Origin of the sequence: Terrisporobacter vanillatitrophus, assembly GCF_051148895.1 — a bacterium.
Lineage (GTDB): Bacteria > Bacillota > Clostridia > Peptostreptococcales > Peptostreptococcaceae > Terrisporobacter > Terrisporobacter vanillatitrophus.
Map to the genome: position 1 here is coordinate 3,018,112 of NZ_CP154625.1, position 12,139 is coordinate 3,030,250.

9 protein-coding genes and 1 other annotated feature are annotated in these 12,139 nt (G+C 26.4%); of the genes, 2 read left to right on the forward strand and 7 right to left on the reverse strand.

Features of this window, described 5'->3' with window-relative positions:
* Nucleotides 1–301: 301 nt before the first annotated feature.
* Together TVTCOM_RS14955 and TVTCOM_RS14960 are read right to left on the reverse strand one after the other, a co-directional pair.
* Complete coding sequence (locus tag TVTCOM_RS14955; protein WP_434797067.1) at nucleotides 302–583, reverse strand: hypothetical protein; 282 nt, start codon at nucleotides 581–583, stop codon at nucleotides 302–304.
* A 60-nt stretch (nucleotides 584–643) separates the two neighbouring features.
* Nucleotides 644–1,537, reverse strand: a complete 894-nt coding sequence (locus TVTCOM_RS14960) for a radical SAM protein (RefSeq protein WP_434797068.1) — start codon at nucleotides 1,535–1,537, stop codon at nucleotides 644–646.
* Nucleotides 1,538–1,814: 277 nt separating this feature from the next.
* Here TVTCOM_RS14960 and TVTCOM_RS14965 point away from each other — a divergent pair, with 277 nt between their 5' ends.
* Complete coding sequence (locus tag TVTCOM_RS14965; RefSeq protein ID WP_434797069.1) at nucleotides 1,815–2,285, forward strand: hypothetical protein; 471 nt, start codon at nucleotides 1,815–1,817, stop codon at nucleotides 2,283–2,285.
* A 53-nt stretch (nucleotides 2,286–2,338) separates the two neighbouring features.
* Here TVTCOM_RS14965 and TVTCOM_RS14970 read toward each other — a convergent pair whose 3' ends face one another.
* Entirely contained in the window at nucleotides 2,339–4,672 is a 2,334-nt protein-coding gene (locus TVTCOM_RS14970; RefSeq protein WP_434797070.1) for an ATP-dependent DNA helicase, read from the reverse strand.
* A gap of 205 nt (nucleotides 4,673–4,877) precedes the next feature.
* On the opposite strand from TVTCOM_RS14970, the gene TVTCOM_RS14975 reads away from it, so the two are divergent.
* Nucleotides 4,878–5,300, forward strand: a complete 423-nt coding sequence (locus tag TVTCOM_RS14975) for a hypothetical protein (RefSeq protein ID WP_434797071.1) — start codon at nucleotides 4,878–4,880, stop codon at nucleotides 5,298–5,300.
* 512 nt (nucleotides 5,301–5,812) lie between these two features.
* Here the strand turns inward: TVTCOM_RS14975 and TVTCOM_RS14980 are convergent.
* The 4 genes from TVTCOM_RS14980 to TVTCOM_RS14995 form a co-directional block, all read right to left on the reverse strand.
* Nucleotides 5,813–6,934, reverse strand: a complete 1,122-nt coding sequence (locus TVTCOM_RS14980) for a GGDEF domain-containing protein (protein WP_434797072.1) — start codon at nucleotides 6,932–6,934, stop codon at nucleotides 5,813–5,815.
* A 314-nt stretch (nucleotides 6,935–7,248) separates the two neighbouring features.
* A complete protein-coding gene (asnA, locus tag TVTCOM_RS14985) occupies nucleotides 7,249–8,253 on the reverse strand; it encodes an aspartate--ammonia ligase (RefSeq protein WP_434797073.1) in 1,005 nt (334 codons plus the stop codon).
* 65 nt (nucleotides 8,254–8,318) lie between these two features.
* Nucleotides 8,319–8,567, reverse strand: a binding site (T-box leader).
* A 125-nt stretch (nucleotides 8,568–8,692) separates the two neighbouring features.
* The gene (gene adhE / locus TVTCOM_RS14990; protein ID WP_434797074.1) at nucleotides 8,693–11,305 is read right to left on the reverse strand and encodes a bifunctional acetaldehyde-CoA/alcohol dehydrogenase; all 2,613 of its coding nucleotides are present in this window, start codon (nucleotides 11,303–11,305) and stop codon (nucleotides 8,693–8,695) included.
* Nucleotides 11,306–11,552: 247 nt separating this feature from the next.
* Nucleotides 11,553–12,098 (reverse strand): cupin domain-containing protein, encoded by a 546-nt coding sequence (locus tag TVTCOM_RS14995; protein WP_434797075.1) that lies wholly within the window; start codon nucleotides 12,096–12,098, stop codon nucleotides 11,553–11,555.
* Nucleotides 12,099–12,139: the final 41 nt, after the last annotated feature.

Genomic DNA, 12,139 nt, shown 5'->3' on the forward strand with positions numbered 1-12,139 from the left:
TCATTATTCGACAACGTTTTCAACAAAAAAATTTATTTTTTGTGAAAAAGTTTTCACAACCTTATGAGTATACTTCTATTTTAAATTTAATTTAATAATGTATTATCCAATTATAACCCACCAAACCTTTGATATAACAGCATCACAATCACTTCCATTCTTATTTTAGATATTTTTTGAAATAATTTTATTATTTTTTTATACATACACTTTATGAAAACCCTATCCTAAGCATTTCATTTTTAAAATAGATCAATTTTATCCAAAACAAAAGGAGTGGTTTAAACAACTCCTTTTTCCTCTATAATTTTTCTTGCATATATATAAGTACAGTTTCAACATACTTTCCAAAATCATCTTCATTACTTGGAAAAGAACATTCTTCTATAAATTCCATTGTTTTATGTAAAACTAACTTAAAAATAGCTTTTTTATCATCTTCTTGTAATTCAATCTGCTCTCCTGTTTTTGGATTTATTAGAGATTCTAATAAATAATCTGTGCATCCTTGTGCTAATTCTGCAATTTCTTCTATTTCAGTAAGCTCTTCTTCACTTAGATTAAATTCATTTATGTCTGTCATAATATTTCTTCCCTTCTAAATTTGTATTTGTAATATATCATAAAAAATATATAACAATAATTAAAACCAAGTTATCTGTGTTGTTTCATAATTACACTTGTAACTTTCTATAATATCTTCCATTTTATATAAAATATTATATTTTTCACATTCTTCTTTAAATATTTTCCATAGATAAGATGCATTTGGTGATGGATTTTCATATACTTCTCCAAATGTGTTCATATATATTTTATCTAAGTTTTCTTTTGAAAATATTTTTCTCAATTGTTGAAAATAATATTCTCTTTGATTATTTCTAAGTGTTACGCCCATACCATATGTAAAAATAAACTTTCCCCCACATTCATGCACTTTTCTTATGATATTTTTTATATTATCTTCATTATCATTAATAAAAGGCAATAATGGCATAAGTAATACTCCCGTATATATGTTATTATCACTTAATTTTTTAATAGCTTTAAATCTTTCATCTGATGTACATACTTTTCTTTCAATCTTTTTGCACAATTCATCATCAAAAGTTGTAATTGTCATTTTAACTATAACCGGAGAGTGGCTTTGTATTTTTTTCAGTATATCTATATCTCTGGTTATTAAATTACTTTTTGTAGCAATCGCGATTCCAAACCTGTATTCATCAATTATTTTTAAGGCTTCTCTAGTCAGTTCATATTTTTTTTCAAATGGATTATAAGGATCACTCATTGCTCCCGTTCCAACTACACCTTTTTTTCTTTTAGATTGAAGTTCCTTTTTTATTATTTCTATTGAATTTTCCTTTATTCTTACTCTGTCAAAATCTATAATTTGATAACAATTACTTCTAGAGTCACAATAAATACACCCATGACAACAACCTTTGTATATATTCATATTGTAATTAATTCCAAACCAATGGGGATTTTCATTATATGAAGATATGATTGTTTTTGTTGGTATAAATTCCATTAAACTTCAGTCCTTTCTTTTTTTAATGAGTATTAAATTTAGAAAATTTCAAACTAATTTCATTATATTTATGGATTATATCATAAAAAGAATATCCTAACATATATTATATAAATTTATTAATAAAGGTTGTAAATATACCTTATAATTAGGTTAATTCGTTATGTCTATGTCATAAATAAATTTTTTACAACTGAATAAAAATTGACAATAATATTTATACTCAAAATATAGTAATCATTATATAATTATTACTATAACAATTTGGAGGTATGAAATGAAATTAAAAAATTTAATTCACTATAAAGATTTTGATTCAGATAATATTATATTCCATTCTCTAACACAAAGTACTGATGATGAAATACTAACTTACGTAATTAATGTTACATCTGATTTGTTAAATGAAGTTTTTTTATCTGATGATTTTAAAATAAGTTCAAAAGAAAATCTAATAAACTATGATGAAAGGGATCTTGGCGAATTAGCTACATATATGTGTATAACACCTTTTGCGCAATCCACTTTAGCAAAAGGAACTAACTGGCAAGAAAAAGCAACTTCTTACTTAGAATGTTTTATAGGATATATTATTGGTACTATGGATAAAGAGGAATTTTTAGGTAATTTAATAGAAATGAGAGAAATGTTAAATATGTCTAATAAATTTTATACAGGATTGGTTATTTACTTTAGTGAAAATAAAAAAACTATCATTAATGGCATATTAAATAAACTACAATTTTAATTATTTTGTATAAGAAAAACACTACCAAATCGCAGTGTTTTTCTTATATTACTTCACTCATTATCCCAAAATTTTTTGCATAAACTCTTAATATCATTAGGCTTTTTTATTCTCACATAAGGATTCCATTCTTTTGGAAAAAGACTTTTATATTTATAATTTGAATATCTATTATCTAGAAGCAAAATTACACCTCTATCATTAGTGGTTCTAATACATCTCCCTACAGCTTGAAGTACTTTTGTCATTCCTGGATAAACATAAGCATAATCAAATCCTTTATTATTTTCATTTAACTGGTCCTTTATTATATCTCTTTCAATATTTATTTGTGGCATTCCAACTCCCACAACAATAACGCCTATTAGCTTGTCTTCCGTTAAATCTATACCTTCTGAAAAATGACCTCCCAGGACACAAAATCCCACATGAGTTTCTTTATTATCATTGAATAAATTTAAGAATTCTTTTTTTTCTTCCTCACTCATATTATTTTCTTGTATGATTACATTAAGTTGTTCATATTTATCTCTAATTTTTTCATAAGCCAATTCCATATATTTATATGACGGGAAAAATACCATATAATTTCCAATTTTACTTTCCACACAAACTTTAATATATTCTACTAAATCTTCTACTGTATCTTCTCTTTTATTATATTTAGTAGAAATATTATCTCCTATCATTATCAATCTGTTGTTTACATCAAAAGGGCTCTTCAAATCTATTACGAAGTCTCTATCCTCACTACCATAGAGCTCTTTGTAATAGTTTAAAGGTGTTAAAGTTGCAGAAAAAATTGTTGTAGATTTAGATTTATTCATTTTTTCAATAATTAAGTCTGAAGGATTTGCACAAAATAGTTTCACACTAACACCTAACAATTCATCACTACATATAGTTCTATAATTGTCATTATAAAAAATTGAAATAGATAAAAATTTATTAACTTCAAAATACAAATCTAGTAGTTCAGAGTTATCTTCATTACCTCTTGATAAATATTCATCCATAAACTTCATTAAAATATTAAATAGTTCTATAAGAGATCTAGGCAATTCCTCTTCAATAATATGTTTTTCTTTTATTAAATTTAATACCTTTGATTTATCTGTAAAATATTTTTCTATTTCTTTTATTGTATTTAATATTCTTTTATCTTTTTTACCTATTATTTTCTTCATTTTTATAAAAATATTTTGATTTATTTCGGCAGAATACATATTTCTACTTCTGTCTAATAAATTATGTGCCTCGTCTACAAGAAATGTAAAATCTGTTTTTTTTACATCAAAATATCTTTTTAAATAAACTCTAGGATCAAATATGTAATTATAATCACAAATTATTACATCACTAAACATAGTTAAATCAAGACATAATTCAAAGGGGCACAATTTATAAACTTCACTTATTTCATCAATTTTTTTTCTGCTAAAATCACTATATTTAGTTAGAATCTCCTTAAGCGCATTGTTTATTTTATCATAGTACCCCTTGGCATAAGGACAATAATCTGGATTACAATTGACATCTTCCATCTTACATATCTTTTCTTTTGCAGTTATTGTTATACTTTTTAAATTTAAGTGTTGTTTTTTCATCACATTTATAGTATCATTTACTACTTCTCGTGTTATAGTTTTTGCTGTAAGGTAAAAAATTTTTGACGTTTTACCTTCTCCCATTGCTTTTATAGCTGGAAAAAGTGTTGATATAGTTTTTCCTGTACCTGTTGGTGCCATGGCAAAACATTTCTTTCTATCTACTATACTTTTATAAACTCTCACTGCAAATTCTCGTTGCCCTGGCCTATATTTTTCAAATGGAAACTTTAAGCTTTTAATGGATTCATTTCTTATTTCCATCCATTGTTTCTCCATATTTACCCATAGTTTATATTCATCGATTAACTTAAAGAAAAACTCTTTTAATTCCCTTAGTTGGAAGTTTTTTCTCAATATTCTTGTAGATTTATTCTCTATATTATAATAAGTTACTTGTAAATCTATATTATCTAAATCATGTTGAATACAATACATATATCCATAGCATTTTACCTGAGCCCAATGAAGTGGATTGCTATCTTCATCTATTAATAGCAAATCTTTTGTAGTAGTTTTTATTTCATCAATTATAACTTTACTATTTTCAATTAATAGTCCGTCTATTCTTCCTTCAACTTCTATTTCTACTTCCTCATAAGTAAATGTATGTTTTATAGATATTTCTGAAGTATATTCATCTCCATAGGATTTTTGCACTTTTTGATGGCCTCTAATTCCTTCAATTGCTTTAATATTTCCTACAAATCTATTGTCTATACTTCCCTTCTTCATAATAAACTCAACTAAGTTTCTCACTGATATTTTTATTTTTTTCATAATAACTTCCTTAATTAGTATTTTTATAAATACATACGTTTTATCTTATTATATACAAATTTACTATAAATTTAAAACTACCACAAATTTATTAACTTATTAATAAATGTAAATTTTTGTAACATCCAAGTCTATTATGCCATATTATAGGATATAGGCATTAAAGAATATGTCTTAATATTATTACAAGGGAGGACAGTGAATTATGAATAAAGATAAAAATTTAAGTGCTAATATTATAGTTCAATTTACTGTTTATACTAGCGAAGAATACCTATCTGCCTTGTTAAATACTCTTGGAGAAAATAACTTAAATATCTCTGCATATTATATATCAGAAAATAACAAACAACTAAAATTTGTGTTTATAGTTGGAGAAGATAGTGTTCAGTCTTTAAGCGATGTAAATATTGCAAGAAGCATATTAAAACAAAATAAATTTAAATTTGATGAAACAAAAGTAGTAAGACTACCAACACCTAATAATGTAGGTTTACTTGCATATCATTACAGTGAATTAATTAAAAATTTAACAGTTTATAATTCTTACATTGGAGAAGATGGAAGTATTATATATGAAACTTGTTGCCCAACAAAAACTTTAAAAGCAGTAAATGAATTATCTTAAAAAGAAAAAAAGTGATGAATTATTTTCTAATTCATCACTTTTTGTTTATAATTAATCATGCTGTTTCTAACTTATAAAAATCATAAAATCTTTCTTCTTTTTTATTAACTCATTAAAGCTTCCTTGCTCAACTATTTAACCATCTTCCATAAAAATTATCTTGTCATATAAACTTAATAATACTTTGCACTATAAAGATTAATAACATACTTACAAATAAACAACATGTTACTAATGGACTTAAATATAGTAATATACCTATTGTTGCTAAAAATGCCACTGAAAACTGTAAAACTAATAATAAATAGATAATATAATTTTATTCTACTAATTTTTTAAATCCTTCCATATCTCCATTCATTACTTTGTCTACTGTTGATTGTAGTAATAACGATACACCTACTATAGTTATGGATGATATAACACTGAATATTATTGTAATAAATAATAATATTTTATTTTTTAATACATTCCTTCATACATGTTCTCCCATCTGTATTTCCAAGGATTGACTAATATAACTTTTTCTTTATTTTTTGTTTGTTTATGTACATTAACTCATCAACATCTTTAATATAATCAGCAATTTGTGAATAATCATTATAAAATTTTTTATAACCAGTACTTATGGTTAATTTGTATGGTTTATTTAATTCAATATTATATTTACATAGCTGAATATTTATATCTCTAATTATACTATTTATTTGAATGCCATTTTCTTTGTAAATAATTATAATAAACTCATCTCCACCCATCCTACCTACTTTGCCTATACTCTTAAAATAATCTTTTAGGAAATTAGCAATATTTATTAAAGCCTTATCTCCTTCATTATGACCGTAGGTGTCGTTAATAAGTTTAAAGTCATTAACATCCACATAAACAAGTGAAAATGACCTATTCTTATTTATAAAATTATTATATATATATAATTCACTAGTCATCCTATTCCATACACCTGTTAAGTTATCATATCTTAACAGTTTTTCCTGAAGATATATATAATGTATTACTAAAGATATTCCTACAGATCCCCAAATAAGTAATAAATTATTAAAAAATATTTGAATAATGGCTGCAATAAAAGGTATAGCTTCAAACATAATCAAATTTATATATTCTTTATCTTCTGTTTTTTCTTTATTTTTAAATATAATTATTAAGCTTGTCATAAAGTAAAAATATGTTATGAAAATCGATGTAAGAAAAAAGACACCTCTGCTATATATATTTATATTATTGACTTCAAATATAAATCCATATTTATAGCTCAATAAACTGATTGCTAAATTTATTATTAATGGGATTATCATAAGTTTTGATCTTAACTCCATATTAAAATATTGCAATAAATATACCATCCATAAAAATGATACCATGGGAGATAATCCAAACCCTATAATATTAATTATTTTTGTAATAGGAACAAGAATAGTATTATGATGTAATAATAAAATTTTATCTAATATTTCTAAAATTATAATTATTATAGTAGTAATTATTATATAAACATAAGTTTTATTTATTTTTTCATTCATTTTAAATTTTGTTTTATATGCATGTAGTATAACTACCAAAAAAATAACCACAATTATATCTACATCTATAATTGGTAAAATTGCTTTATACATTTTTCCCCCTAAGTAGTAAAAAATTACTATTTTCATATTACTTCTTATCTAAATTATATACAAATGTATAGAAAAATGTATTATAAAATTGGTTACATATGATTTTCAATATAGTTAAATACTTCATATGGTAAAATAAATTGACCGTCTTACATAAAAAAAAGTAGTTTTGACAACTAGACTTACGTTATCAAAACTACATGTTATGTGCTTATTTTATCATATTTTCAAATTTTAATGTAATCAAAATTTTTTATTATATAATATGAGTTTTTATTGAAATTTGGTAATCTTTTTGGTTAGAAATTTACAAATTATAATAAAGTTATTCCTGCTTGACTACATTCTTCAATCATCTCTTGAGGCCAAATTCCTACTTGTACTTCACCTATATGAGCTTTATTTAGGAAGAACATACATATTCTAGATTGACCTATACCTCCACCTATTGTGTATGGTAATTTCCCATCTAATAAAGCTTTATGATAATCTAATTCTTTTCTGTCTTCACACTTAGCCACTTTTAATTGTCTTTCTAATGCTTCTTCATCTACTCTAATTCCCATAGAAGAAAGTTCTATAGCACTATCTAATACTGGGTTGTAGAATAATATATCTCCATTTAAATCCCAGTCATCATAATCAGGACTTCTTCCATCATGTTTTTGTCCACTACTTAATGTTTTTCCTATTTGCATTAAGAAAACTGCTTTTTTCTCTTTTACAATAGCATTTTCTCTTTCTTTTGCACTTAAATCTGGATACATATCTAGTAGTTCCTGTGAAGTGATGAAAGTTATTTCTTCTGGTAACACACATTCTATTTCTGAATATATACTATGAATATGTTCTTCAGTTTCTTTAAAAACTTTATACAAATCCCTTACAACTTTCTTTAAGGTTTCCACAGTTCTATCTTCTTTACTTATTATAAGTTCCCAATCCCATTGATCCACATATAAAGAATGTAAGTTGTCTAGTTCTTCATCTTTTCTAATAGCGTTCATATCAGTATATAAACCTCTACCTACAGAGAATCCGTATTTTCTAAGAGCCATTCTTTTCCATTTAGCTAAAGAATGTACTATTTCTGCATCTTTTCTTAAATGAGGAACTTGAAAGCTTACTGGTTTTTCCACACCATTTAAGTTATCATTCGTTCCTGTTTCTGGTAAAACAAATAAAGGAGAAGATACTCTTGTCAATTTTAACATTTCTCCTAATCTATTTTCAAAAAAATCCTTTAAATCTTTTATTGCCTGTTGAGTTTCTAAAACTCCTAAATTACTCTCATATCTTTTTGGTATTACTAAACACATATTACTTCACTCCTTTTGATTTATTATTCTGATTTTTCCAATAAAAAAAGCCTTTCATCCTATATAAATAGGACGAAAGGCTAGACTTCCGCGGTACCACCTAATTTAACTTTAATAAAAGTTCAACTCATTCAACGTACTAAATAATACATTGCCAAGTAGGTAACGGCCTGGTTCCGACTAAGTCTACTCTCTATTAGATTTCGGTTAGTAGCTCTGGGAGGTTCTTCACTATATACTTTGTACTGGACTCACACCATAACCAGTTCGCTTTGACTCTGTATTATAATTACTCTTCCCTTCATTGCTTTATTCATCTTTTCAATTAATTATAATAGTAATGATATACGAATAAATATTATTTGTCAATAAGTATTTTTAAAATATTATATCTAATTATCAGAAAATTATTATTTTTTATATTTTTTCATATTTATCCTTAATATATTTTCATATATATTTCTTTTAATTCACTAACTAACGGCAATCTTGGATTTGCAGAAGTACATTGATCATCAAATGCTTCCAAAGATAGTTTTTCTATAGCAGAAAAATACTCATCTTTTTCTATACCACACTCTTTAATACTCATTGGTTCATTTAACTCTCTCATTAGCCTTCTCATTTCTTCAATTAAATTTTTAACGCCTTCTTCAACACTATCAGCTTTTAATCCAAGTATCTTTGCAATATCGCAATATTTCTTATGCGCTCCAAAAGACTTATATTTAGGAAATGCTGTAAACTTACTTGGTATTTGTGAATTATATTCTATTACATAAGGTAATAAAATTGCATTTGCTTTTCCATGAGGTATATGAAATTGTGCTCCAAGCTTATGTGCTAAGGAGTGATTTATACCTAAAAAAGCATTGGCAAATGCCATTCCAGCAATACAAGAAGCATTATGCATTTTTTCTCTAGCTTCTTTACATTCAGCTGAATCTTCACCTTTATATGATATTGGTAAATATTTAAATACCATTTCTATGGCTTTTAAAGCTAGTGCATCTGTGTAATCTGTCGCCATTACTGAAACATAAGCTTCTATTGCATGAGTTAATACATCCAGTCCTGTATCTGCAACAACTGATTTTGGCAAACTCATAACAAACTGAGGATTCACTATTGCCACATCTGGCGTTAATTCATAGTCAGCCAAAGGATATTTCATATTATTTTCTTTGTCTGTTATGACTGCAAAAGAAGTAACTTCTGAGCCAGTTCCTGATGTGGTTGGTATTGCCACTAGTTGTGATTTTTTACCTAATTTAGGAAACTTGTAAACTCTTTTTCTTATATCCATAAATTTAAGTCTTAAATCTTCAAAATTCACCTGTGGATTTTCATAGAATAACCACATTCCTTTTGCTGCATCAATTACTGAACCTCCGCCTAATGCTATAATTGTGTCTGGTTTAAATTTTACCATTTCCTTAGCTCCATTTAATACTGTTTCTACGGATGGGTCTACTTCAACCTCTGTAAATTTTTCTATCATAACTGGATTTTTTCTTTTTCTTAATTGATATTCTATTTTCTTTACATATCCTATATCTTGCATAGTTCTATCTGTAATTATGATTATTCTTTCTGCATTAGGCAATTTCTCCAAATATCGAATGGATCCCATTTCATGGTAAATTCTTTCCGGAACTTTAAACCACTGCATATTTACAGTTCTTTTTGCTACCCTTTTAAGATTGATTAAATTAATGGCAGATATATTTTCCGTAGTAGAGTTATTACCCATAGATCCACATCCTAAAGTTAATGATGGTACATTAGAATTATATATACCACCGATAGCTCCTTGAGCTGATGGTGTATTTATTAAAAGTCTTCCTGTTTTTACTTTATTACTAAACTTGAAAATTATATCATCATCATTTGAATGTATACATGCCGAGTGTCCAAGACCTCCAAATACTGTCATTTCAACACATTTATCTATACCTTCATCTGAATTTTTCACCTTTATACAAGCTAAAACTGGACTAAGTTTTTCTTTAGATAAAGGATAATCCTGACCTACTCCATTAATTTCTGCCACTAATATTTTAGTGTCTTCTGGTACGTCAAACCCTGACATCTGTGCTATTTTGTAAGCACTTTGTCCTACTATTTTTGGATTTAATGATTTAGTCTCGCTATTTATAACCGTCTTTTCTAGTAATTGTTTTTCTTCATCATTTACAAAATGACATTTATTATTTTTCATTAGAGACACCACATCTTCATATATTTCATCTTCTATTATTACAGCCTGTTCAGATGCACATATCACACCATTATCAAAGGATTTAGACATTATTAAATCATTAACTGCTTGATTAATATCTGCAGATTTCTCGATAAAACAAGGAACGTTTCCTGCTCCAACTCCTAAAGCTGGCTTACCAGAAGAATATGCTGATTTAACCATTCCAGGTCCTCCAGTTGCTAAAATTATGGATGTACCCTTATGTTTCATAAGCACACTAGATGCCTCTAAGGATGGTTGCTCTATCCATTGTATACAGTCTTTTGGTGCCCCTTCTTTTATAGCTGCATCTCTTAATATTCTGGCAGCTTCAGATGAGCATTTTTGTGCAGATGGATGAAAACTAAATATTATTGGATTTCTTGATTTTATGGATATTAAGGATTTAAACATGGTTGTTGATGTGGGATTAGTAACAGGTGTTACCCCTGCAACTACTCCTATAGGCTCTGCTACCATCATATATCCTTCTTCATCATTTTCTTCTACAATCCCAACAGTCTTTTTATATTTTATACTGTTATAAATATATTCTGTTGCAAAAATATTTTTTATTACTTTATCTTCAAAAACTCCCATATTAGTTTCATCCACAGCCATTTTTGCCAATTCAATATGTTTATCAAGGCCTGCTTTTGCCATAGCTTGAACTATTTTGTCTATTTTTTCTTGATTCAATTTTAACATTTCTTCCATTGCTACATTAGCTTTTTTGACTAATTCATCAATCATATTTTCTATGTTTTTTTCTTCTTTTAGATTTTTAGTATTTTCTATGTCTTTATTCATTATGTTAATCCTCACCAAATATAATTATTTTTTAATTTGTTATATTTTTGATTATTATCTATATATTTATACCTTGTATTTAATTCCATATTTTTCAAAACTAATTTATAATTAAAAATCAATACACATACTTTATTAATATCAATATAACATTTATAAAATGATTTAGATAAATATTAAGGCCTGATACCAATATTAATGGTAACCAGGCCTTTTAATTCATAAAAATTATCTATTTACATATTTTTTATAATAAAACAGCAAATATAATTTTTGATTCTAAATCACTATTATTTTCCCATCTATGTTTCATTCCAACGGGAATTTTTACACTGTCCTCTTTCTTTAATTCAAATTTTTCATCATCTAAATGTAAGGTAACTTCACCTTCCAATACATAAGCAATTTCATATCCATTATGATGAATGTACTCAGTACATGATGATGATTTAGGTGATAAATCCATAATGGCAAATTCTAAATTATCGTTTATACCAGGTGCTAGCATTTCATATATAACATTTTCAGCTCCAGGAAGTATTACTTTTTTTCTATTATTTCCCCTTACAATTAAATCTTCTTTTATTACCTCTGAAGTAAAAAATGTAAATAAGGGTGCATTCAGTGCATTTGCTATGGACTTTAGAGAGTTAACTGATGGATTTGCTAAACCTCTTTCTATCTGACTTAGTAGTGATGGTGTAACTTCTGCCATTTTTGCCAACTCTCTTATACTTAAATCTTTACTTTTTCTGTATTGTGCTATTTTTTCCCCTATATTCAAATCACCCATTTATATTCTCCTTAAAAATTCATATGATAATCTCTTGATTT

Bases quoted from the DNA above. Each gene is read 5' to 3' on its own strand.
- TVTCOM_RS14970 (WP_434797070.1), bottom strand. From the start codon at position 4,672: ATGAAAAAAATAAAAATATCAGTGAGAAACTTAGTTGAGTTTATTATG.
- TVTCOM_RS14965 (WP_434797069.1), top strand. From the start codon at position 1,815: ATGAAATTAAAAAATTTAATTCACTATAAAGATTTTGATTCAGATAAT.
- TVTCOM_RS14975 (WP_434797071.1), top strand. From the start codon at position 4,878: ATGAATAAAGATAAAAATTTAAGTGCTAATATTATAGTTCAATTTACT.
- TVTCOM_RS14995 (WP_434797075.1), bottom strand. From the start codon at position 12,098: ATGGGTGATTTGAATATAGGGGAAAAAATAGCACAATACAGAAAAAGT.
- TVTCOM_RS14980 (WP_434797072.1), bottom strand. From the start codon at position 6,934: ATGTATAAAGCAATTTTACCAATTATAGATGTAGATATAATTGTGGTT.
- asnA (WP_434797073.1), bottom strand. From the start codon at position 8,253: ATGTGTTTAGTAATACCAAAAAGATATGAGAGTAATTTAGGAGTTTTA.
- TVTCOM_RS14960 (WP_434797068.1), bottom strand. From the start codon at position 1,537: ATGGAATTTATACCAACAAAAACAATCATATCTTCATATAATGAAAAT.
- adhE (WP_434797074.1), bottom strand. From the start codon at position 11,305: ATGAATAAAGACATAGAAAATACTAAAAATCTAAAAGAAGAAAAAAAC.
- TVTCOM_RS14955 (WP_434797067.1), bottom strand. From the start codon at position 583: ATGACAGACATAAATGAATTTAATCTAAGTGAAGAAGAGCTTACTGAA.